This is a genomic window from Candidatus Palauibacter sp., from assembly GCF_965237495.1.
Taxonomy (GTDB): Bacteria; Gemmatimonadota; Gemmatimonadetes; order Palauibacterales; family Palauibacteraceae; genus Palauibacter.
The window spans coordinates 1,242,266-1,265,760 of record NZ_OZ250143.1 but is presented as its reverse complement, the minus strand read 5'-3'; the positions used below and the strand labels follow the sequence as shown (position 1 = coordinate 1,265,760).

Sequence of the window (23,495 nt, the reverse complement as noted above, 5' to 3'; positions counted from 1 at the left end):
TCACGGTGATGTGCCCGGAGGGGTCAGCCGTCCAGCAGGGCGGCGAGGAAGACGTCGCCGTACTGCTCGAGCTTGGCGGGGCCAATGCCCGGGACGCGCAGCATGTCCTCCTGCGTGCGGGGACGGAGGTCGATCAAATCCCATAGCACCTGATCGCTGAACACGATGTAGGCCGGGACGCCGCGCGCGTCGGCCAGTTGTTTCCTCAACGTGCGGAGGCGCTGGAAGGTCGGGTCGGATGGCGAGCGGTCGGTTTCCACCGCAGCCGTCCGCGGCCGGGCACTCGAGGTCCGCGTCTTCCGCTTGAGGACGGGGAGCACGTCCACCAGATCGGTCACGCCAACACCCGTGCAGACATCGCACGACTCTCCGCACGCCTCGAACTCCTCTCCGAAGTAGGCGAGCAGCCCGCGGTGGCGGCAGACGTCGCGGTCCGCGAGCCGGAACAGGTCGACGGCCGCCCTGCGCTTCCCCTCACGGACGGTCGGGTCTTCGATCTCGTCGAGGAAACGCTCGCGCACCTTCACGTCGGCCCACGAGTAGAAGAGGACGCAGTCGCTCGGCAGTCCATCCCGCCCGGAGCGTCCGATCTCCTGGTACCACGACTCGATATCCGACGGCATGTCGCGGTGGATGACGAAGCGAACGTTCGATTTGTCGATCCCCATCCCGAACGCGATCGTCGCCACCACCACATCGACCTCGTCCCGCGCGAACGCGTCCTGGTTTTCGGCCCGCGCCCCGTCCTCGAGCCCCGCGTGGTACGGCACCGCGTCGACCCCTTCGCGGCGCAGGAACTCGGCCATCTGCTCGACGGACTTTCGCGACAGACAGTAGACGATCCCGCTCTCGCCACGGTGGCGGCGGATGAGCCCGAGAATCTCGGCGCGCGTATTCCCTTCCCCCTTCTTTCGACACACGACCCGCAGGTTGGAACGGAAGAAGGACCCCTTGTATCCCTCGGGCTTCCGCATCCCCAGCTGGCGAAGGATGTCCGAGGCGACCCGGCGGGTGGCGGTCGCCGTGAGGGCGAGGATCGGCAACGGTCCCGCCCCATCCGGGCCCGTCCCGGCGGGTGTCGTGGGTCGGGCGGAGAGGATCTCGTCACGCAGTCCCTGAAGCGCCCGGTAGGAAGGGCGGAAGTCGTGTCCCCATTGGGATATGCAGTGTGCTTCATCAACCGCGATCAAGGACACGGGCGCCCGCCGCAGCCGCTCCCGCATGCGGGGCGTGAGGGCTTCCGGCGCCAGATACACGAGTTCGTAGACTCCCCGCTCGAAGCCGTCGAGTCGCCGCCAGCGCTCGTCGGGGGCGAGCGAGGAGTTGATCGCGGTGGCCCGGAACCCGAGGTCGCGGAGCGCGTCGACCTGGTCCTTCATGAGGCTGATGAGGGGGGAGAGGACGACGACCGTCCCCGACATGAGGCGCGCCGGGATCTGGAAGGTGAGCGACTTCCCCGCCCCGGTGGGCATGACCCCGATGCAGTCCCGCCCCGCCAGCACCGCGTCGATGATGTGCGCCTGCCCCGGCCGGAATTCATCGTAGCCGAACACGTCTCGCAGGACGGATCCGGGGTCGGGGGTACGGGGCTCGATCATCGCGCTCAACATACGACGGATTTCCACCCCGGGCTCAACCGGACCTCAATGGCGTGGCCGCGGTGGGCGGGGCGCGAGGTCAGGGGCCCGTAGGGAAACCATTTCTGTGATGTCAACGTCTGTACAGGTTGAGGAGTCAGGCCGCGCGTGGCTCAAGCTGTCCCTGCCCCGGAGGTGTGCGATGTCGACGCGTTCCCGCCGATCCGGCCCGAGGGTCGGACTTCTGCTCACCGGGATTCTTCTGGTCTGCGGCGCGTGCGGGGGCGGTGGCGCGCCGCCCGACTACACGGCCGAGGAGCTCGAGGCGGCCAAGGCCCGGCTTCGGGACCACGCGCGACTCCGCACCTTCGAAGCCGGCAAGCTGTTCGGCGACGAGTGGGTCGCCCGCGCGCCGCACGACGCGGAACTCCGAGGCCTTTATGCCTACCAACTGGTGGGCTGGGGGCTGTCCAGAGAGGTCCACGAGCAAGCCGACGCGATCCTCGCGGACGATCCTGACAATCCCTGGGGTCTCTACACGAAAGCCTACGCGCTCCTCGTCGACGGCGAAGCGAAGCCGGCCCACGAGATGGCCCTGAAGGCGTGGGAGGCCTCGCCGCAGCCGGAGTTCGCCTTCCTCTACCCGCGGGCGCTGGTGCGGGACGACTTCGAGGCGGCGCGCGCATTCCTGGTGTCGCTCGACGAGGAGACCCGCACCTGGCCGGAGGTCCTGCGCATGCAGGCCGAACTCGAATCCGCGGCCCGCTACGAGCTGGACGACCCGACGTGGGCGGACTCCAGCCGAGCGACGTGGGCGGAGTTCAAGGAGCGGTTCCCGAACCATGTCCTCGGATACACGAGGTTGGCCAACGAGGCCTACAACGCCCGCCGCATGGATGAGTGGACACTGCTGATGGAGGCCGCTCTCGAACTCGCACCCGGGTCGCTCGAGGTGCGGTCCCAGCACTGGCGCGGCCTGTGGATGTCGGAACTCCTCCCGCGAGAGGAGCGGCTTCCGGCCGTGGAAGCGAGCATGGCGGCATACCGGGAGGCCATCCCCGAGACGGTGGAAGGTCTGCAGGGCATGGCCTCCATGTACCGGGAGATGGACGGCGAAGCGCGCGCCGCCGAACTCGAGGCCCAGATCGTCGAGAGCGATCCGGGGAGTTATCACGCATCGCTCGTCTACGTAGGGGAGACACGAAGGGTCGGCAGGGAGCTATTCGAGATCTACGAGGAGCGCGGTGAAGACTCGCCGGAATACCGCGCCCAACTGGAAGTGGTGCGAGATGCCGCCTATCGCTTCCTCGAACGCCCGCTCTACAGCGACGTCTTCAAGGGCGGCGTCTATCTCGACCTCTTCCGGGCACTCGAGGCAATGGATCCTGTCCCGGCCGAGGAGTTGGCCGAGGCCATCCGGGGCATGGCGGAGTTCGAACGCCTCAATCCCCACATCACGTACGGGGACGCCCCGCTCGCCATGATCGATCACACGCCCTACGCGCTTGAAGCCGCGGACCTCGTGCGCGAAGGCGTGCCCATCATGCTGGAGCGCGTCACCGAGTCGCGCGACTTCTTCGACACGGAAGGCGAGTTCGACCAGGCCCTCCGATCCTCCGTCAGCGGCATCTACGACGTGATCGGGTGGGCCCATTTCAAGGCCGGCCACACCGAGGACGGGCGCCATACGCTCGAGCGTGCTCTGGCGATCGCGGATCGCAACCGGGATGCGAGGTATCACCTGGGGCAGGTGTACGAGCGGCTGGCCGTCGAGGCGGAGGAGGAGGGAGACGCCGAGGCTGTCACGGAGTGGCTGGATCAGGCCGAGGACTCCTACATCGCGGGCTTCGGAGCCGGCCGGGGCGAGAATCCCAATCAGACCGCCCTCGAAGCGCTTTACGAGCGCCGAAACGGGGGCCGCGAGGGGATCGAGGAGTACCTCGCCACGCTCGACGAACGCGACCGGATCCGGCGCCGCGACCGCATCCTCGAGTCGCGGGTGGAGGCCGCGGGGACGTACGAGCCGTTCCAGCTCGCGCGGCTCGACGGCGATATGGTCGACTCGGCGGACCTCGAGGGGAAGATCGCGGTGCTGCACTTCTGGGGGACCTGGTGCGGCCCGTGCGTCGTCGAGATGCCGGAGTATCAGAAGTTGGATGAGCGCTACCGGGACGACCCCGAGGTGCAGGTGCTCTCGATCAGCAACGACCGCACGAACGACGTGATCGGGGAGTACCTCGCGAAGAACGATTTCGACTGCACGGTGCTGGTCGACGACAACTACGTCGACCGCGCCGGCGTGAACGCGTGGCCGACCACATGGTTCGTCGACCGGGAGGGCTACGTGCAGTTCGTGCAGATCGGCACCGCGCTCAAGCTGGACGAAGAGTTCTCGTGGCGCGTCGAAGCGATCCGCGAAGACACGAGCAGCCCCTGACCGCGACGCTGAGGGTTAAGCAGAACCGACGGCTCCGGAGGTAACGCCATGTCGCTTCGATCTCCTCGCCGCGCCCTCTGGCTCGGACTCCTGCTCGCCGGTGGCGCGTGCGGAGGCGGAGGCGCGCACCCCGACTACACGACCGAGGAACTTGAAGCGGCGAAGACCCGGCTTCGGGACTACGTACGACTTCGCACCTTCGAGGCCGGTCTGCCGTTCGGCGAGGAGTGGGTCGCGCGCGTTCCCGATGACACCGAGTTGCGTGCGCTCTACGCGCGTCAGCTGGCGGGCTGGGGGCTGTTCAGAGAACTCCACGCGCAGGCAGATCGCATCCTTTCGGAAGACGAGGACGACCCCTGGGGTCTCTACGTCCGCGCGCTCGCCTATCTCGCGGAGAGGGAGTATTCGGCCGCCTCCGAGCCCAGCCTCGGGGCCTGGGAGGCCTCGCCCCGACCGGAGTTCCTCGCCACGCACATCGAGTCCATCCGAGGCCGGGGCGCGGCACATCTCCTCACGGTCCTCGTCGCGCTCGATTCGGCGACGCTCGCCGCACCCGAGATCCTGGCGATACGGGCCGAGATCGCGTCCCAGGCCCAATACGAACTCGGGGATCCGACCTGGGCGGACTCCAGCCTGGCCAGCTATGCGGAGCTGCGGGACCGGTGGCCGGATCACATCGACGGCTACCTGCGTCCGGCGGAGAACCTGTTCAGGGCCAACCGGGCGGAGGAGGCGCTACCCCTGATCGATCAAGCCGTGTCTCTCTCGCCCGGATCCGTGGACGCGCGTTCCTTGCAGTGGCGATTTCTTGCGGGCTCGAACCTGCTGTCGGCGGACGAGCGGCGTCCGGCCGTCGAGGCCAGCATCGCCGAATTCCTGGACGCGGCCCCCGAGACCGTCCGGGGTCTGTATGCGATGGCGGAGGCGTATCGAAGGCTGGGAGACGGCGTGAAGGCGGCCGAACTCGAGACACGGGTCGTCGAGCGCGCCCCCCACAGCCTTCGTGCGACGCTGATTTCCCAGAACGAATACCAGGAGGCCGGCGACACAATGGTCCGGTTGTACCGGGAGGAGGGTCGCGATTCGCCCGCCTTCCGGGCGCAACTCGAGGTCGTCCGCGATGCCGTCGACCGGTATCTCGCACGTCCCATCTACGCGGACAGGTACAGGGCCAGCGCGTACACCATCCTCTTTGAAGCGTTGAATTCGATGGACCCGGTGCCGGCCGAACCGCTCGCCGAGGCCGTCCGCGGGTTCGCCACCTACGAACGCGCCCATCCTGTCAACGCCTTCGGGATCGGGGCGGCCGCCATGGTCGATCATACGCCGTACGCGCGGGAGGCGGCCGAGATCGCGCGCAGCGGTCTGCAGACGGTGGTGGATGCGGTGGCGATGGATCGGCACTTGTTCAGGACCGAGGGAGAGTTCGAGGAACAGCTGCGCTTCCAGCTGAGCCAGGTCTACGACGCGATGGGGTGGGGTTACTTCAAGGCGGGGCGGATCGAGGACGGGCGCCATGTGCTCGAGCGGGCGCTGGCGCTCGAGGGACGCAACCGCGAGGCCCGATATCACATCGGGCAGGTTTACGAGCATTTCGCCGACGAGTCGGAGAAGAGTGGAGACGCCGAAGCGGCGGTCGAATGGCTGGACCGGGCCGAGGATTCCTACATCGCGGGCCTCGGGAGCACGCGCGTGGGCGAGAATCCCAGTCAGGCCGCCATCGAAGCGCTGTACGAGCGCCGCAACGGGAGCCGCACCGGGATCGAGGATTACCTCGCCACGCTCGACGAGCGCGACCAGATCCGACGGCGCGAACGAATCCTGGAGTCGCGTGTCGAGGCGGTCGGAACGTACGAACCGTTCCGCCTCCCCCGGCTCGATGGGTCGCTGGTCGACTCGGCCGACCTCGAAGGCAGGATCGGCGTACTGCACTTCTGGGGCACATGGTGCGGTCCATGCATCGTCGAGATGCCGGAGTACCAGAAGTTCGACCTCCGCTACCGGGACGACCCTGATGTTCGAGTGGTCTCGATCAGCAACGACGCGTCACGCGAGGTCGTGGAAGAGTACCTCGCCCGAAACGGCTTTGACTTCCAGGTGCTCATGGACGACGGGTACGTCCAGCGGGCCGGAATCGGGGGCTGGCCGACGACCTGGTTCGTCGACCGGGACGGCTACGTGCAGTTCGTAAAGGTCGGCAACACTTCGAAGCTCGACGAAGAGTTCTCCTGGCGTGTCGAGGCGATCCGGGAGGCGGCGGACGGCCACTGACCGGGACCGTGTCAGGCCAAGGCTCGCCACCCTCCCGTCCCCCTCTACCAGCGGAACTCGGTCCGGGCGGCCTCCGCCGCGACGAGGGTCCGCAGTTCGCGGGCCGTGCCGACGGGCAGGTACGGAATCTCCACCTTGTGCGAGGCCGCGCCGGCTCCGGCCGTGTCCACCTTGAGCCGCGCCATCCCGCGGAGTCGGTCGAAGGGCGTCGCGCGCAGGGCCACCACCTGGATCTTGGCGAACCGGGCCACCGTGGTGCGGCGCCACAGCCAGCCGCTCCGGAACCAGACCATGTCGTCCTTGAGCGCCCAGCCGAGGTGGTCCACGTACTTCCGGGCGTAGAGCACCGCCCACGCGAGGAAGGCGGCGTGAATCGCGACGCCCCATGCACCGAAGAAGAAATAGGACGGGACCGCAACCAGCGTCGCGACGAAGGCCGCTTCCTTCACGACCCGCCGGAACGCGCCCGGCGCGACGGGTTGCCAGCGGGGTTCTTCCGCCCCGAGCTCGGGGACAATCTCACGCAGGAACGCCCACAGGCGATCTCGCCGGAGGATCGGTGCGAGCCGCTGTCGGTTCGGGTCCTGCTCGCCGGCCTGCTTGCCGCCCGCTGTCTGCACGCCCACGGCGACGCGACGCACCCAGCGGTGGAGCGGCCCCTCGTGGATCGTGACCGTCTGGACCCGGCGCAGGGGGATCGTCGCCGCCACCCGCGTGAGCATGCCGAACGTGGTTCGCAGCCCTTCCTCGGAGCGCACGACGCGATAGTCGTGGAGCCGGACGAGCGCCCACGCCATCGACAGCAGCCGCGCGAACAGCAGGAGGCCGATGACCAGAGCGACCGCCGCACCGACCGCGGCGACGACCCCCGCGCCCGTGACGTCCGCCGCAAAGCCCTCGATCAGGCGGGGCACCGCGGACTCGTCATCCACCAACGGTTCCGTCAGCCTGTCGAACAGCCCGGTCTCCCACGCGACGCCGAACGCCGCCGCGATGAGAATCATGCCCCGGTTCTGGATCAAGCCGTGGAGAATCAGTTCCCGCAGCGGGAGGTGCAGCAGCGTGCGCGCTCCCTCACTGCTGGCGGGTGCCGGGTCGACCGCCGCCTCTGGACCGACAGCGGCCTCCGTCGGTGACGGCTCCGGTTCGCCGCCAACAGCCCCCGCCCTCCCCTCGAGAACGCGCTGCCGGAGTACATCGAGGGCCGGCAGGGGCAGAACCGTCATCGTCGCCTCCGGCTCGTCGCCCCCGCCCGTCTGGATCTTCACCTCGACGACGTCCAGCAGGCGGTGGAGGACGCCCTGCACCGCATCGAGATTCTGGATGCGGGCGTACGGCACGTGGCGCTCGCGCCGGAAGAACAGACCGCTCCGGATGACGAGTTCCGTGGCCTCGTAGCGATAGCGGAACGTGAAGTAGCGGGCGGCCGACGCCACGGCGAAGGGCACGAGACCCACAAGGAAGACGGTTCGCATCCCGATGCCGCCCACGAAACGGGCCGACGCGGCGCCGAAGATCAGCGGGAGGATGGCGCGCCGGATCTGGCCCCAGAGCAGGAACCCGATCGACAGCGGATGAAGCCGGTGTTCGGACGGGTCCGGCGGCTGCGCCGATGACCGCGTCTCAGACGGCATCGGCGCCCTCGAGGGGCAGGAGGTGATCCCTGATCTCGAGCGCCGTCTCGTGGGCCAGTCCGACGAGCGACACCTTGGCGTAGCCGGTGCCGGCCGTGTAGATGCCGAGCGTCCCGAGCCCGTAGCGCCGTTCGAGCGGCCCCTGTGACACGTCGGTGTGCTGTACGCGGGAGCGCGGCACGCTGATCGCCTTACGCCATACGACCCCCGTCCGGATCTCGATGCCGTCCGGGTTCGCGGTGTACGAGGCGTGGCGGTGGTGGAGAACCGGCCATTTGTGTAGCCACCAGCCGAGCGTGCCCGTGACGACGGTCCACCCGCCCGCGACGAGTGCGACCACGCCCGGCGCGAGGCCGATCGCTCCCCACAGGATTCCGACGACCCCAGCGAGCGGCAGCGAGATGCAGGCCGTGACGATGCGGCCGACCACTCGGTGGAGAGGAATCGCCCGCAGATCGAGCGAGCGCCGCACCCCGTCCGCGATCCCGAAGGAAGCGGGCTCGGGACTCGTTGGCAGCGAGTTCTCGGACGGCAAGCGATGCGTCGACTCGTTCATGGCTCCAAGTTACGCGTTTCGTGCGCTGTCCGTGTCGGCGATCCGTGTCGGCGATCCGTGTCGGCGATCCGTGTCGGCGAGGATGACGACGGTCCGAGAGGAGGGTGCGGTGAGTTCCGCGGAGTCACGCAGCGACGAAGAGCTTCTCGACGAATGTACGGTCGAGACGTTCCGCGCGGGCGGCCCGGGCGGCCAGCATCAAAACAAGACCGAGTCGGGCGTCCGGCTCAGACACCACCCGAGCGGCATCGTCGTGACCGCCCGCGACTCTCGCAGCCAGCACCGCAACCGAGCCCGCGCTTTGGATCGCCTGCGCACCGCCCTCGAGGCGCGCGAGCATAAGCCGCCGCCCCGCCACCCGACAAAGCCTTCGCGGGCCGCCCGCGAAGAGCGGCTCGAAAAGAAACGGCGCCGCTCCCTCACCAAGAGGAAGCGGCGCCGTCCAGAGTCCGACGAGTAACCGCCGGGGCGTCAGGTCGTCGTCGTGACGGCCCGCCTCGCGGGACGGTTGTCGTACTTCTCCCACAGACGGCGGTGCTTGTTGTCCAGGTCGGACGGCACGCCCTTGATGAACACCCATTCGATCGCGGTGGTGATCTCGAGCGGATCCCCGTCGGTCACGATCAGGTTCCCGACCTTGCCGACCTCGAGCGACCCCAGCCGGTCGTCGACGCCCAGCACCCGCGCCGGCGCCAGCGTCACCGCCTCCAGCGCCGCGTCCTGCGGGAGACCCCACGACACCGAGTTCGCGGCCTCGTAGGGGAGCGTCCGCGAGTCGGCCGAGTTGAAGGTCGCGAAGGCGATCTCGACGCCCGCATCGTGGAGCACGCCGGGCAGCGTATTCGGATCGTCGTACCCGGTGTCCTCACCTTGGGGCAGCCGCTGCACCGGCCCCAGAATCACCGGGATGTTCTTCTCGGCCAGCGTGCCCGCGATCTCGCGCGCCCCGTTCCCGCCCGCGATGGCGATGTCCAGGTTCCACGTCTCCGCGAATTCGATCGCCGACTCGATCTCCCGCCGGCCGTTCGCCCGCACGATGACCTTCATCCCGCGGTCGAGGACGCGCGAAAGGTGCTCGAGCTGGATGTTGCGCTCCACGCGGTCCGAGCCGGACTCCACGGCCTGCTTGTAGTGCTGCGCGGCGGCGAACCACGAGTCCATCTCGGCGACTTCCTCGTCGAAGCGCTCCTGCGCCTGGCGGAAGGAGCGCCCTCCCCCGCCGCCGCCGAAGCCACCAAACCTGCCGCCGCCGGCCGAGAGGGTGGGCCATCCGATGACCATGGCCGCGGTCTTCTCGATCTCCATCTCCTCCACCGTCCAGCCGTCGAGATGGATGAGCGTGGCCTGGCCCTGGATGCCGGAGCCTCCGCCTCCGCCGCCCCCGCGACCGCCGCCACCCGGCGCGGCCATCGTGTGCGTGATCCCGTTCGCGCGCGCGACCGGGATGTGCTCGCTCGCCGGGTGGATCGCTGTATGGGCGTTGAGATGCGGGTTCCAGCGGCCGAGTTCGCTCCCGTCGCTCGTCACCGCGACGGCCCCGACTTCGGTGAGCCCCAGCGAACTGAAGGCGTCGATCATGCCTGGAAAGACGTGCTTCCCTTCCCCGTCGATGATCTCGGCGTCGGCCGGGATCTCGACGTCGCGCCCTACCGCGATGATGCGGCCGCCCCTGAGCACGATCGTCCCGTTCTCGATCGCGCCGTTCGCCACCGTGTGGATGGTGGCGCCGCGCACCGCGAACGTCCCGCCCTCCTGCGCGGCGGCCCGCTCCGGCGTAGCAATCGAATTAACGATCGAGAGTGTGCCGACCGCCGCCACCGCCCCGACGATAGTCCTGAACCTGGTCATCGTCCGCCTCCTGACGCCCCGCCCCGGCCGCGATCGCCCCGGGAGTCCCCGGAGTCGTCGGCCTCGCCGAGCATCGCTCTCAGTCGTTCCTTTTCGGCTTCCATTTCGGCGCGCATCAACATGTCCTCGTCGATATCGAACACGACTTCGCCGTCGATATACGTCGTGCGAACCTTCGCGTAGGAGGAGAGTGGATAGTTCTCCCACAGAACGATGTCCGCGTCCTTCCCCACCTCGAGCGACCCCACCCGGTCGTCGATCATGAGCTGGATCGCCGGGTTGATCGTCACGAGCGCCAGCGCTTCGGCCTCGCTCAGGCCGCCCCACTTCATCGTCTTGGCGGCTTCCTGATTGAGGTGCCGTCCCTCTTCCCCGCTGTCGGAGTTGATGGAGACGACGACCCCGCGCCGGGTCATGATCGCCGCGTTGTAGGGGATCGCCTCGTAGGCCTCCATCTTGTAGGCCCACCAGTCGGAGAACGTGGAGGCGTGGGCTCCGTGCTCCGCCAGTTCGTCGGCGACCCGGTAGCCCTCGAGCACATGCTGGAAGGTGTGGATTCGGAAGCCGAACTCCTCGGCCACCCGCATGAGCTGCAGAATCTCGTCCGCGCGGTAGCTGTGCGCGTGGACGTAACGCGTACCCTCGAGGATCTCGACCAGCGGATCCATCGTCAGGTTCCGGCGCGGCGGAATCGCGTTCCGGTCGCCGCCCGCCCCCCGCGCGCGATAGGCGTCCCAGTCCGCCTTGTATTCGGTGGCCTCGATGAAGGCCTGCCGGATGACGTCCATCACCCCCATGCGCGAGGCGGGGTAGCGCGATTCCTGGCCGGGGATGTTGGTGCTGCCGGCCCGCTTCGGATTCTCGCCGAGCGCGAACTTGATCGTCGGCGGGGCACCCTGGAACAGGAGGCCCTGCGCGTTCGCGCCCCAGCGGTGCTTGATGACGGCGTTATTCCCGCCGATCGGATTGGCGCTCCCGTGCATGACGTGCGAGGTCGTCGTACCCCCCGCCGCCTCACGGTAGATCGCGATATCCGTTGGATCGATCACGTCGTGGATCGAGACCATGGAGGAGACCGAGACCGACCCCTCGTTGATCGCGTCCGCCGCGATGTGTGAGTGGGCGTCGATGACGCCGGGCGTGACGAACTTGCCCGTCCCGTCGATCACGACCGCGTCGGAGGGCGCCTCCACCTCGGAGGAGGGCCCCACGGCGACGATCCGGCCGTTCCGGAAGAGCACGGCGCCGTCCTCGATCTTCCCGGCTTCCGCCGCGGTGAGGACGGTCGCGCCCCTGATGAGGACCGGCTGCTCCTGCGCGGCGGCCCCGCCCGGGACCCCGAGCACGAGACCGAGCGCCAACCAGCCGGCGCCGACTTGCTTGATGCTGTGTCTCATCGGACACCTCCCCCGGGCCGCGTGCCCGTGAAGTCCATGTTGAACCTGCCCTCGACCGAGGCGTTGCCCTCGATGGAATCGCCCTCGACGGTGCCGGTGTAGACGATCTCGACCTCGCGGCCGGGCGCCATCGAGCCGGTCACGGTGATGCTGAACTCGTTGCCGCTCACCCAGCCGTCGACGATCCGCTGCTCGCCGCGCTCGCCCTGGATGACGCCGCTGATCGTGCCGTCCTCCGACACCTCGAGTTCGGCCGTCGCTTCCTGTGAATCGTTGTTGAGGGAGAGGATCCAGGTGCCGTTCATGTCGACCGACGGCGCCTCCGTGGGCCGCGGTTCGGGCGCCTCCTCCTCGAACCTGTGGCCATCGACGAAGACCATCCTGATCTCGGTATCCTCGTCGAACAGCGGGCCGTCGGACACGACGAGATTCGCGATCTTGCCGGCCTCGACGGAGCCCAGCATCGCGTCCACGCCGTAGATGCGGGCCGGGGCGCCGGTGAGCGCGTCGAGCGCGGCCTCTTCGCTGAGCCCGTTCTCGATCGCGGTCCGCACGTTGTTCATGAGCGCGCGCGGGCTGCCGGCCGAGCCGCTGTAGAACGCCCACTCCGCGCCCGCTTCCTCGAGCCGGGCCGGCGTGGTCGGCGCGTAGGCCCGCCGCTTGAGCGACGAGAGCGACTCCTCGGCCTCCGGATCCACGTCGCGGTTCCGCTCCGGCCAGTCCGCATTGACCAGGACCGGGACGCCGGCGGCCGCGATCTCCTCCGCGAGCTCGTACGCCTCGTGCCCGCCGGCGAGGACCGGCCGGGCGCCCGTGTCGCGGCCGAGCTTGATCGCCCGCCGGATCTCACGCACCTCGTTTGCCGGCATGACGGTCGGCCAGCCCCCCGCGATCGCCGCCTGCACCGGGCCGAGCGCCCGGTCGTAGGTGGGCCGCGGCTGCCCCCGCGGGTTCGCCATGTAGCGGGCCTCGTATTGCCGGCTGTGCTCCGCGTCCAGGTAGAGTTGTCGGATGTAGGAGATGACGCCCATCAGCGAGCCGGGGAAGTTCCGGAAGCCGCCCGCGCCGCTCATCGTCACGCGGAGGGCGGCGGGCGCCTTCACGACCATCGCCTGCCCGTCACCGGCCAGATTCACGACGGCGCCCTGCCCCGTGACGATGCCGTCGTCCGGCGCCACGAGAGCGTTCGTGAACCCGGCGCTGCGCCAGGTCCCGATCGCATCCGAGTCGGGGTCCAGCAGGTCGGCCGCGTTGAGCCAGGAGTTCGTCGCAGGACGGTCCTCGGGTCTCACGGTGCGGGGCTGGTTCGCTTGCCCGACCAGCACGGCGAAGGGGTTGCCACCCCCGCCTCCGCCGCCCCCGCCGCCGTTGCCTTCCCGGGAGGCCATCCCGACCTGCGAAAGCCCGTCGAACAGGCCGGGGTAGACCGTCAGGCCGGAGGCGTCGATGACCCAGGCATCGCCGGGGACATCGACATCGGCGCCGACAGCCTCGATCAGGCCGTTGGCGACGACGACGGTGCCGCTCTCGATTACGGTGCCGGTGCCGGTCACGATGCGCGCGTTCTGGAGCGCGAAGAACGCGGGAGGGACCGGGGTCTGACTCGGCATGTACTGCGCGGCTGAGGGCGCCGGAGCGGCGAGCCCGAACAGCGGCGCGAGGAGCAGACCCGGGACCACTCCGCTCGCCAGCCGGCGCGCGAGTGCGGTTCGGTTCATGAGAGGTACTTCCTTCCGAGTGAGTCCATCACGGTGCAACGATCCCCTGCGCATCTCCTTAGGACACGCGGGCGTGAATCTCCGTTCAGTCTCCCCCGGGGTCAACGGCGCGACCGCTCGACCCGGCAAGGGGGCGGACTCCGAATCCACTTCCTGTCATGTCCCCTATTCCGGGGATGGCACGACCGATTCGGCGATGCGACCGTTGTCAACCAGGGCTTGCTGGTTCACCGGCGGCACACATCGCCCATCCGACAACACCAATTCAGGTCCAAGGAGGGACAAGCATGGCACGCCTGCCCACGCTCTGCCTCGTCGCGGTGGCGACCGCCGCCTGCGGTACGCTTTTCAATTCCAAGATCAAGACCATCGACATGACTTCCAGCCCGACCCAGGCCGAGGTATGGATCGACGGGAACATGCGCGGCATGACGCCCCTGTCTCTGGAACTGGACAACCAGACCTCCCATACGGTGATCTTCAGAAGGGAAGGCCACTCGGATGTCGTCTGCGAACTCAGTTCCAACACCGGAGCCGGATGGATCGTACTCGATGTCCTGAGTGGATTGCTCCCGATCATCGTTGACGCTGTGACGGGTGACTGGAACGGGATCGGTCAGGACGCGTGCAACGTGACGCTGCCGACCGCGCCTGGAGGTGCCGCACCCGCGGCGGCTCTGACGAAGCTGGCCAGAGAGAACGGGTGGGTCATGTTGCCAGTGAGCTTGCCCGGGGAGTCCCTCGAGGCGAAGACCGCCGCGCACGCGACGGGGGGGCGACCATGAAGGGGTCTCGAACGGTGCTTATCCTGGCGGTCGGTTTGATCGCCGGTCCCCGGCCCCTGTTCCCCCAGGACGTGGGCGACCGCGTCCGCGTGACGACCGGCGGCGGCATGGTGGCAGGCCGGATCGTGGGGATCAGCGGCGATGGATTCGAGCTGGGCCTGAGCGGAGGCGGATCGGGATCGTTCACCCGTGCCGACATCGTCCGTCTTGAACGGAGTCTTGGCACCAGTTCTGCCTGGAAGCGCGGCCTCCTGTACGGCGGCGCCGGCGGGGCGCTCGTGGGGTTTACGGTCGCGAATACGCTGATAACCGCGACCTGCGACGTGGTGACGCTCGGGACGGCTACGGAGGAATGCTCGGAAGAGGGGTTCGGGGTAGCCCTGGCCAACGGGGCGATCTGGGGCGCACTCGGGGGGCTGCTGGGGATGGGGGTCGGCGCGTTGATCCGAGGACCCGAACGATGGGAAGACATCGCATTCGGCGGCATGGATGCGGCGTTCAGCCCGATCTTCGACCTGCGATTGGACCGGGGTCACCCCGCTGCGGTCCTCGGGGCACGCCTCCGCTTGTAACCGTGGAACTCCGGCAACCGGGCCACCGCTTCCGGCCGGAACGCGCCCTTGCGAAGGCGATTTGTTGACTCGCCACGAGATAAGGAACAACAACCATGCGCAGAATCATCGCGTTACTCCTCCCCCTGCTGGTCGCCGCTCCGCTGATGGGGCAAACACTGGTAGGGGTCCGAGCAGGGTTGAACCGGTCTACCGTTTCCGCCGAGGGTCTTTCAGATCTGGAGGGTCTTGTAGATCTGGATGCCCGGATGGGCATGGTCGTCGGGGTCGATGCAGCTTTCGCCTTGGCCGGCGCGATCGAGCTGCGTGTCGGGGGAGCTTATGCGCAGAAGGGTTTCAGCGCATCGGCGGCAGGCCTCGGGTCCATCAGTGGAAACGCGGACTATCTTCAGTTGTCGGCCCTGGCGAGAATGGGAACGCCGCGAAACGGCGGACTGTCGGTCGGCGTGCTGTTAGGCCCCTGGTCGGGGTTTCTCCTCTCCTGCAACGCCGTCGCCAGTATCGATCTCGGGGAACTCGGCTCGGTGAGTGATTCCGAATCGTGTGGGGACGACTTGAAGGGGACCGACTTCGGAATAGCGGCCGGTGCCGGTGCGGAACTGGCGGTTTCCGAAGGCCTCACGCTGGCCCTTGATCTGATCTACTGGATGGGTCTCGCAGACACTGGCGACCTGCCGGACAGTGGCAAGAATCGGAGTCTCGCGATTCAGGCCGGGGTCGTGATTCCGTTCGGAGGCTGACCAGGACGAGAAAATGACCCGGGGCGGAGCTCACGACCAGGAAGGGAGTTTCAACCATGCGCAGAATCATCTCGCCGCTCCTCGCCCGGCTGAGTCTCGTTATCCTGCTGACCGCCATGACCTTGGCAGCATGGTGCCAGGATTGTAACGACTTCACGTTCTAAGGATAGGACATTCGAGGTGTCCAGGACCCGGTGGTCACTCGCAGCGACGGGACGGTCCGGCCGTCACCCGAGCCCAGGAACCAGGCGCCGGTGTCGGCCGGCACGATCCCGGCCTAGACGACCGTGACGATCGGCCAGACACCCAGTGTGGACGTGGCCGCGTACTTCCGCGATCCAGACGGTGACGCGCTGGCCTACTCGGCGGCCGCCCCGAGCGCGCCCGGGGCCGGCTCGCCAGCGTGATCGGCATGGACCTCGACACCGCTGGTCACCCGAATGCCCGTAGGTGGGACATCCGCCGCAGAATCTCCTGGGGCGTGGCTGCGCTCCTCGTGGCCTGGGCCGCCGCGTGCGGCGAGGGCGGTGGTGGCGGCCCGGTCGTACCCGACCCGCCGACCCCGCCGACCCGGAATCGCGCTCCGGAGGCGGTGGGCTCGATCCCGCCCGTGGGGCTGGCGGCGGGAGAGAGTGCGACGTTCGAGGTGTCGTCGTACTTCCGGGACCCCGACGGCGATGCTCTGAGCTACGAGGCGGGGAGTTCGGACGCCTCGGTGGCTACGGCGTCCGTGTCGGGCTCGACGGTGACGGTCACCGCCGTGGCCCAGGGGAGCGCCACGGTGACGGTGACGGCGCGCGACCCGGCGGGCCTGACCGCCACCCAGAACTTCGGTGTCACGGTGGCGCGTGCCAACCGCGCTCCGGAGGCGGTGGGCTCGATCCCGCCCGTGGGGCTGGCGGCGGGAGAGAGTGCGACGTTCGAGGTGTCGTCGTACTTCCGGGACCCCGATGGCGATGCGCTGAGCTACGAGGCGGGGAGTTCGGACGCCTCGGTGGCTACGGCGTCCGTGTCGGGCTCGACGGTGACGGTCACCGCCGTGGCCCAGGGGAGCGCCACGGTGACGGTGACGGCGCGCGACCCGGCGGGCCTGACCGCCACCCAGAACTTCGGTGTCACGGTGGCGCGTGCCAACCGCGCTCCGGAGGCGGTGGGCTCGATCCCGCCCGTGGGGCTGGCGGCGGGAGATGACCTGACGTTCGAGGTGCCGTCCTACTTCAGCGATCCGGACGGCGATGCTCTCTCCTACGCGGCGGAGAGTTCGAACGTCTCAGTGATGTCAGTATCCGTATCGGGCGCTGCGCTGACGATCACGGGTGTGGCTCCGGGCACGGCAACAGTGACGGTGACGGCGCGCGACCCGGCGGGACTGTCCGCGTCGCAACCCGTCGATGTCACCGTTTCGGACGGATCGAACCGGGCGCCGGAAGGGACGCTGCCCTTTGTCGACGTAACGCTCCCCGCGGGCGTGACGATAACCTTCAACGTGTTTTCCTACTTCTTCGATCCGGACGGGGACCGGCTCACCTATGCGGGCCAGACGTCGAATCCGGACGTGACCACTGTCGCCGTATCGGGCAGCGCCCTCTCCCTCACCGGCGTGTCCGAAGGGCACGCAACGGTGGATCTGACCGCGCGAGATCCCGGGAACCTCCCGGCGACACTCTCCTTCGGCGTCAATGTGGCGAAAGGTCCTCCCGCGGCCATCGGCGAGATCCCCGAAGACACCCTCGAGGCAGGGGAGACGGCCACGGTGGACCTGTCCGGATACTTCACCGATCCGGACGGGGACGCGCTGGTCTACACGGCGACGGCCTTCTTCGAACGCATCGCGCGAGTCTCGGTATCCGGGAGCACGATGACTGTCGAAGGGGTCGCGGAGGGGAGCACAACCATCACCGCCACCGCGAGCGATCCGGATGGCAACGAGGCCACGCAACGGACTCGCGTGACGGTTAGCCTGCCCAACCAGGCTCCGGAGCCACAGGGTACGATTCCCGACCTGACGGTCACTGCGGACAGGACGAGGAGCGTCTATCTGGGGTTCTATTTCGATGATCGGGATCCCCTGACCTACACGGTGGCAACCTCGGACGCGGGAGTCGCGACGGTCACGGTCGCAGGCAGCCGCGCAACGGTAGCGGGGGTCGCCCGCGGCACGGCTGAGATCACCGTGACGGCACGGGATCCGGGAGGCCTCGAGGCCGGCCAGCGCTTCACGGTGACCGTGCCGAACACCGCCCCTCAGGAGACGGCGACGGTTCCGGGAGATACCCTGGACGTCGGCGACACGGCCACGGTGGATCTTTCGCAGTACTTCACGGACCCGGACGGGGACGCGCTCGCCTACACGGCCGAGCCGTTCTTCGAGCGTGTGGCCACGGCCACGGTGTCGGGCAGCGTCCTGACGATCGCGGGCGTGAGCGAGGGGAGCACGTCCGTGACGATCACGGCGCGCGATCCGGCGGGCCTCGAAGCGACGCAGCGGCCCCGGATCAGGGTCCGCCAGCCCAACCGTCCCCCGGAGGCGACCGACGCCATCCCCGACGTGACGGTGGACGCGGGGCGCACGTCTCGCGTGTCCATGTTCTTCTACTTCGACGACCCCGACCGCGACCGGCTGACCTACACCCCGGTGTCGTCGGATGAGACGGTCGCCACCGTGACCGCGTCCAGCAGCAGCGTAACGGTCGAGGGCGTCGCGCGCGGGACCGCGGAGATCACCGTCACGGCCCGGGATCCCGGTGGGCTGGAGGCCCAGCAGTCCTTCATGGTCACGGTCCCCAACAGCGCCCCGGAGGCGGTGGGTGACATCCCCCGTGACACTGTCGATGTGGGGGAGACGACCACGGTGGAACTCTCCGATTACTTCACCGACCCGGATGGCGACCCGCTCACCTATACGGCGGTACCGTTCTGGGAGGATCGGGTCCGCGTCACCGTTTTGGGCAGCGTCTTGACGCTCGAGGGACTGGAAGGCGGGCGTAACTCGATCACGGTCACGGCGCGCGATCCGGAAGGCCTGGAGGACTCCCAGCGGACCTATCTGACCGTCATCCAGCCGAACCGGCCGCCGGAGGCCACGGGGACGATCCCCGATGAGGAAGTGGATCTGGGTGACACCGAGAGAGTCTCCCTGGCGTTCTATTTCGACGACCCCGACCGGGACAACCTGACCTACCTGGTGGAGACATCGAATCCGGCGGTGGCCACCGTGTCCACATCGGGGCGGAGCGTGGAGGTCACGGGGGTCGCCAGGGGAACGGCCCGGATCACGGTCGTGGCCCGCGATCCGGGCGGACTCGAGGCGCGGCAGTCATTCGGCGTGACCGTGCCCAACAGCGACCCCGAGGACGTCGGCACCATTCCCGATCACACGCTGAACGTCGGCGAGACGTTCTCCGTCGACCTGCACCCCTACTTCACGGACGCGGACGGGGACCCGCTGACGTACACGGCGGACGTGTTCTTCGACCATGTGGCCTCGGCCACCATATCGGGCACCGTCATGACGGTGGAAGGACTGGAGGACGGGGGCACCTCCATCACGGTCACGGCCCGCGATCCGGAGGGCGGGGAAGCCCGGCAGCGCACCCGCGCTGAGGTCATACAGCCCAATCGGCCGCCCGAGTCGACGGATGTGATTCCCGACCAGACGCTCGAGCCGGGCGAAGACTACTGGTTCCTGGCGTTCGGCTATTTCAGCGACCCGGACAGGGATCGACTGACCTACGAGGCCGAGACCTCCAATTCGGGGGTGGCCACCGTCACCGTTGCCCGCAGCAGGGTGACGATCGAGGCCGTGGCCGAGGGAAGCGCGACGATCACCGTGCGGGCCGTCGACCCTGACGGGCTGGCGGCCGAGCAGGATGTTGGCGTGACGGTTCAGTCGGCGGAGAGCGACAACCGCGCGCCGAGGGCCACGGGGACGATCGGGGGTCGGACGATCGACGCGGGGAGTTCGCTCACGGTCGACGTGTCGTCGAACTTCAGCGATCCGGATGACGACGCGCTGGGCTACACGGCCACAACGTCGAATTCCTCGGTGGCCACGGCCACGGTGTCGGACACCCGGGTGACGATCCGGGGCGTGGCGCGCGGGGCCGCCACGATCACTGTCACCGCGCGTGATCCCGGCGGGTTGTCGGCCAGGCACAGGATCGCCGTCACCGTCCCCAACCGCGCGCCCACGGGGCGTTCCATCCCTGCGCAAGTCGTCGCCCCCGATGGTACGGCGGACGTGGAGCTGTCCTCATACTTTTCGGATCCGGATGGTGACCGACTCACCTACACGGGTTCGTCAAGCGACGCGGGCGTGGCTACGGCGGGCGTGGTGGGCGGCACGTTGACGATCCGCGCCGTGGCCTCGGGCAGCGCCACCATCACCGTCACCGCCCGGGACCAGGGCGGCCTGACGGCCTCGGGGAACATCGCGGTCACGGTGCATCCGCGCCCCAACCGTCCACCTTCGGGGAATGCGATTCCCGCACAGGCGGTGACCGACGGCGGAGTCGGTCACGCTGGACCTGTCCTCCTACTTCTCCGACCCGGACGCGAGATCCGCTCACGTACGCCGGATCATCGGGCAACGACGGCGTGGCGACGGCCGAGCGTGGTCGGCAGCTCATTGACGATCCGGGGCGTGGCGTCGGGAACCGCGACCGTGACGGTGACGGCCACGGACCCGGGCGGGCTGGTGTCCACGCAGGGGATCGCCGTGACCGTCACAAGCGTCCCGACAACCAGCCGCCGGAGCCGACGGGCACGATCCCGGACCAGAGCGCTCAACGCGGACGAGTCCGTCACGGTACAGCTGTCGTCCTACTTCGATGACCCGGATGCGGAGGCGCTCACGTACACTGCCGCGGTGTCGCAGACCCGCGTGGCCACCGCCTCCGTGTCCGGTAGCAGCGTGACGGTCACGGGCATGGCGCGGGGAACCGCCACCGTGACGATCACCGCCCGCGACGCCGGCGGGCTCGAAGCCACGCAGGCGTTCGACGTGACGGTGCGCAACAGCGCGCCGGAGGAGACGGGGAGCGATCCCCGCCACGACGATGGCCGCCAACGCGTCGGCCACGATCGACGCGTCCTCGTATTTCCGGGACCGGGATGGAGACCAGTTGTCCTACACCGCGGAAACATCGGCGGCCGGCGTCGCGACGGCCGATGTGTCGGGCAGCACGGTGACGATTACGGGCGTGGCCATCGGGACAGCGGTCGTAATGATCACGGCCCGCGATCCCGACGGCCTCGAAGCCCGGCAGCAGGCCGAGGTCACGGTGAGGGCAACCAACCGGGCGCCGGAGGCGAGCGGCACGATCCCGGCGCAGACTCTCGAAGCGGGAGACGCGGGCTCGGTCGATGTGGCTGCCTACTTCAGTGACCCGGACGACGACCCGCTGATGTACGCAGCGGCAACCTCGGACGCGGCGGTTGCAACCGCGTCGGTCTCGGGTAGCGTGGTCAGGATCTCGGCGGTGAGCCCAGGCCCGGCGACCGTGACGGTCACGGCGGGCGAGTCAGGCGAGGTCGACATGTCCTCGTACTTCAGCGATCCGGATGGGGACGCATTGACCTACAATGCCGCAACGTCGGCAGCCGGCGTCGTCGCCGCCTCCGTGTCGGACGGCACGCTGACCCTCACGGCGGGGACCCGGGGGACGGCGACGGTCACGGTGACCTCCGGGGACCCCGGCGGGCTGGAAGCCGAGTCGTCCTTCTCGGTGGCCGTCATGGAGGCGGATATCGGGTCGTACAACATCGATCTGATCTCCATCACCCCGATGACCGAGTCCCAGGCGGCGGCATATCGAAACGCAGCCGAGAAATGGATGCGGGTCCTCGCGGGCACGGAACTTCCGGACATGCCGGTTGGAGCCGAGATTCCCGTTGGGTGCTGGGACGATGTTTCCGACCGGCGTGTCGACAGCGTTGACGACCTCCTCCTGGTCGTCGCAGTCGGTGCGTTCGAGAGTCCCACGACCATTGCGGCCGCGGGCTCCTGCCGCTGGCGTGCCGATTCGCTGCTTCCCTGGATGGGAAGCGTCAAGTTCAACGAACGCTATCTGACCGAAATCGAAGCCGACGGCGGGCTCGAGGAGGTCGTCCTCCACGAAATGGGTCACACCCTGGGGATCAGTCGCTTCTACTGGCGTCGATTCGATCTACTCGCCAATCCAACTCTGACGTGGTTCATTTTCACCTGGATACACAACCCGGGTGAAGACGCGCATTTCACTGGCCCCCTGGCTGCCGAGGCTTTCGACGAGGCGGGGGGCACCAACTACACGGACGGGGACAAGGTGCCGCTCGCGAACTGCAAGGGGTCGGGGTCGGGCGATTCCCACTGGAGAGAACTCTACTGGAGCGAGGAAGTGGGGGACAGCAACTGCCCTGAAGGAGAGATCCTGCTCGGCGGAGAACTCATGTCGCCAAGATACAACTTTGGCGTGCGCGCCCGCCTGAGCAACATCACGATCCAGGCCCTGGCCGACATGGGCTACACGGTCGACGCCTCGCAGGCCGAGTCATACAGCCTGCCGGAGCCGGGGGCCGAGCGAGCCGATCCCGAGCGCATGCTCGAATACGGCGACGACGTGTTCAATGGGCCGATTATCCTGCACGACCGCAACGGGCGCCCCGTCCGCGTGATCCCGAACCGGTACTAGTGTCATGTCACACGTGATATGTCGTAAGGAGCGTGATAGACTTCTTGCCGGTCCACAATGGCGAGGAGGCTGGCATGAAACGGTATTTGGTGGAGTTGGAAGCGGGGGAGCGCGAGGCGTTGGCGGCGATGACACGCAAGGGTTCACATCGTTCGCGGAAGGTGATCAACGCGCTGGTTCTGCTCAATTGCGACGAGGGCGAGTTCAACGAGCGGCGCACGACCGGCGGGGAGATCGCCGGGGTGTCGCGGATCAGCGCGCGCAGGGTGGACCGGGTCAAGAAGCGGTTTGTGGAGGACGGTCTGGAAGCGGCGCTTGGGGGCCGGCGGGGTCGTCGCGCGAAGTACCTTCGCAAGGCGGACGGCGAATTCGAGGCGCGGCTGGTCGCGCTCAGTTGCGGCGATCCGCCCGAGGGGCGCGCGCGGTGGTCGCTGCGCCTGTTGGCGGACCGCGCGGTGGAACTCGGCTATATCGACAGCGTCTCGCACGAGACGGTGCGGCGGGTGCTAAAAAAACGCCATCAAACCGTGGCGGCGCGTCGGCTGGGTGATCCCGCCGCGGCGCAATGCCGACTTCGCAGCGGGGATGGAGCGGGTGCTCGACGTCTACCGGCGTCCGTACGATGCGAACTTACCGGTGGTGTGCATGGACGAGACGCCGCGCCAGCTGATCGGCGAGACGCGCACGCCCGTCCCGCCGGCACCGGGACGGGCGGCCCGCGAAGACTACGAGTACCGGCGCCTCGGCACCTGCAACGTGTTCATGGCCACCGAACCACTGGCCGGCCGGCGCCAGACCAAGGTGACCGAGCGCAGGACCAAAACCGACTGGGCCCGCTTCCTGCGCGACATCGCCGCGCAGTACCCCGGCGCCACCCGAATCACGCTGGTGATGGACAACCTCAACACGCACCGCCCCGGCGCGCTCCACGAAACCTTCGAACCCGCCGAGGCCAAGGCGCTTTGGGATCGCTTCGAGTTCGTCCATACCCCCAAGCACGGCAGTTGGCTGAATGTCGCCGAGGTCGAACTCAACGTCATGATCCGCCAGCGCCTCAATCGCCGCATCGACTCCATCGACACCCTACGCGCCGAAGTCGCCGCCTGGCAGGCGGCCAGAGACCGAATCCAAGCCAAGGTCAACTGGCAATTCACCACGGACGACGCACGTGTCAAGCTCAAGCGCCTCTATCCGACGTTTGATGTGTGACATGACACTAGTCGAACTGGGTGACGTTCTTCATTCGCGCCATCCGGGCGCGTAAACCTCCCATCTGATACGCCAGTTAG

Annotated in this window: 15 protein-coding genes; 9 read left to right on the top strand and 6 right to left on the bottom strand. The window is 68.2% G+C overall.

Features of this window, described 5'->3' with window-relative positions; translation table 11 throughout:
• Window positions 1–23 precede the first annotated feature (23 nt).
• Window positions 24–1,598 carry a RecQ family ATP-dependent DNA helicase gene (locus ACPXY0_RS05420; protein ID WP_423930579.1) on the bottom strand — a complete coding sequence of 525 codons (1,575 nt, stop codon included), beginning with the start codon at window positions 1,596–1,598 and terminating at the stop codon, window positions 24–26.
• A gap of 181 nt (window positions 1,599–1,779) precedes the next feature.
• Here ACPXY0_RS05420 and ACPXY0_RS05415 point away from each other — a divergent pair, with 181 nt between their 5' ends.
• Both ACPXY0_RS05415 and ACPXY0_RS05410 read left to right on the top strand, forming a co-directional pair.
• On the top strand, window positions 1,780–4,014 hold the full coding sequence (locus ACPXY0_RS05415) for a redoxin domain-containing protein (RefSeq protein ID WP_423929194.1): 2,235 nt from the start codon (window positions 1,780–1,782) through the stop codon (window positions 4,012–4,014).
• Between the two features lie 48 nt (window positions 4,015–4,062).
• On the top strand, window positions 4,063–6,285 hold the full coding sequence (locus tag ACPXY0_RS05410) for a redoxin domain-containing protein (RefSeq protein ID WP_423929192.1): 2,223 nt from the start codon (window positions 4,063–4,065) through the stop codon (window positions 6,283–6,285).
• A gap of 44 nt (window positions 6,286–6,329) precedes the next feature.
• On the opposite strand, the gene ACPXY0_RS05405 is transcribed toward ACPXY0_RS05410, so the two are convergent.
• Window positions 6,330–7,919, bottom strand: coding sequence for a PH domain-containing protein (locus tag ACPXY0_RS05405; RefSeq protein WP_423929190.1), 1,590 nt, complete (start codon window positions 7,917–7,919; stop codon window positions 6,330–6,332).
• On the bottom strand, window positions 7,909–8,475 hold the full coding sequence (locus ACPXY0_RS05400; protein ID WP_423929188.1) for a PH domain-containing protein: 567 nt from the start codon (window positions 8,473–8,475) through the stop codon (window positions 7,909–7,911). The genes ACPXY0_RS05405 and ACPXY0_RS05400 overlap by 11 nt, the downstream gene beginning before the upstream one ends.
• 82 nt (window positions 8,476–8,557) lie before the next feature.
• Between ACPXY0_RS05400 and ACPXY0_RS05395 the strand changes: the two genes are divergently transcribed.
• Window positions 8,558–8,935 carry a peptide chain release factor-like protein gene (locus ACPXY0_RS05395; RefSeq protein WP_423929186.1) on the top strand — a complete coding sequence of 126 codons (378 nt, stop codon included), beginning with the start codon at window positions 8,558–8,560 and terminating at the stop codon, window positions 8,933–8,935.
• 11 nt (window positions 8,936–8,946) lie between these two features.
• On the opposite strand, the gene ACPXY0_RS05390 is transcribed toward ACPXY0_RS05395, so the two are convergent.
• From ACPXY0_RS05390 to ACPXY0_RS05380, 3 genes are read right to left on the bottom strand one after another with little or no spacing between them, the layout of a single operon-like run.
• On the bottom strand, window positions 8,947–10,323 hold the full coding sequence (locus ACPXY0_RS05390; protein WP_423929184.1) for an amidohydrolase family protein: 1,377 nt from the start codon (window positions 10,321–10,323) through the stop codon (window positions 8,947–8,949).
• Window positions 10,320–11,720, bottom strand: coding sequence for an amidohydrolase family protein (locus ACPXY0_RS05385; RefSeq protein WP_423929182.1), 1,401 nt, complete (start codon window positions 11,718–11,720; stop codon window positions 10,320–10,322). Before ACPXY0_RS05385 ends, ACPXY0_RS05390 begins: the two co-directional genes overlap by 4 nt.
• The gene (locus tag ACPXY0_RS05380) at window positions 11,717–13,438 is read right to left on the bottom strand and encodes an amidohydrolase family protein (RefSeq protein ID WP_423929180.1); all 1,722 of its coding nucleotides are present in this window, start codon (window positions 13,436–13,438) and stop codon (window positions 11,717–11,719) included. Before ACPXY0_RS05380 ends, ACPXY0_RS05385 begins: the two co-directional genes overlap by 4 nt.
• A gap of 287 nt (window positions 13,439–13,725) precedes the next feature.
• On the opposite strand from ACPXY0_RS05380, the gene ACPXY0_RS05375 reads away from it, so the two are divergent.
• The 6 genes from ACPXY0_RS05375 (at window position 13,726) to ACPXY0_RS05350 (ending at window position 23,415) form a co-directional block, all read left to right on the top strand.
• Window positions 13,726–14,223 carry a PEGA domain-containing protein gene (locus ACPXY0_RS05375; protein WP_423929178.1) on the top strand — a complete coding sequence of 166 codons (498 nt, stop codon included), beginning with the start codon at window positions 13,726–13,728 and terminating at the stop codon, window positions 14,221–14,223.
• Complete coding sequence (locus tag ACPXY0_RS05370; RefSeq protein WP_423929176.1) at window positions 14,220–14,795, top strand: hypothetical protein; 576 nt, start codon at window positions 14,220–14,222, stop codon at window positions 14,793–14,795. Before ACPXY0_RS05375 ends, ACPXY0_RS05370 begins: the two co-directional genes overlap by 4 nt.
• 95 nt (window positions 14,796–14,890) lie before the next feature.
• A complete protein-coding gene (locus tag ACPXY0_RS05365; protein WP_423929174.1) occupies window positions 14,891–15,535 on the top strand; it encodes an outer membrane beta-barrel protein in 645 nt (214 codons plus the stop codon).
• A 481-nt stretch (window positions 15,536–16,016) separates the two neighbouring features.
• Window positions 16,017–20,921 (top strand): Ig-like domain-containing protein, encoded by a 4,905-nt coding sequence (locus ACPXY0_RS05360; protein WP_423929172.1) that lies wholly within the window; start codon window positions 16,017–16,019, stop codon window positions 20,919–20,921.
• The gene (locus tag ACPXY0_RS05355; RefSeq protein WP_423929170.1) at window positions 20,818–22,206 is read left to right on the top strand and encodes a hypothetical protein; all 1,389 of its coding nucleotides are present in this window, start codon (window positions 20,818–20,820) and stop codon (window positions 22,204–22,206) included. The genes ACPXY0_RS05360 and ACPXY0_RS05355 overlap by 104 nt, the downstream gene beginning before the upstream one ends.
• A gap of 74 nt (window positions 22,207–22,280) precedes the next feature.
• Window positions 22,281–23,415 (top strand): IS630 family transposase gene (locus ACPXY0_RS05350; RefSeq protein WP_423929168.1). Its coding sequence is split into 2 segments (ribosomal slippage): window positions 22,281–22,717 and window positions 22,716–23,415, totalling 1,137 coding nucleotides; the frame shifts between segments, so codons are not numbered across the junction.
• The last annotated feature ends 80 nt before the right edge of the window (window positions 23,416–23,495 follow it).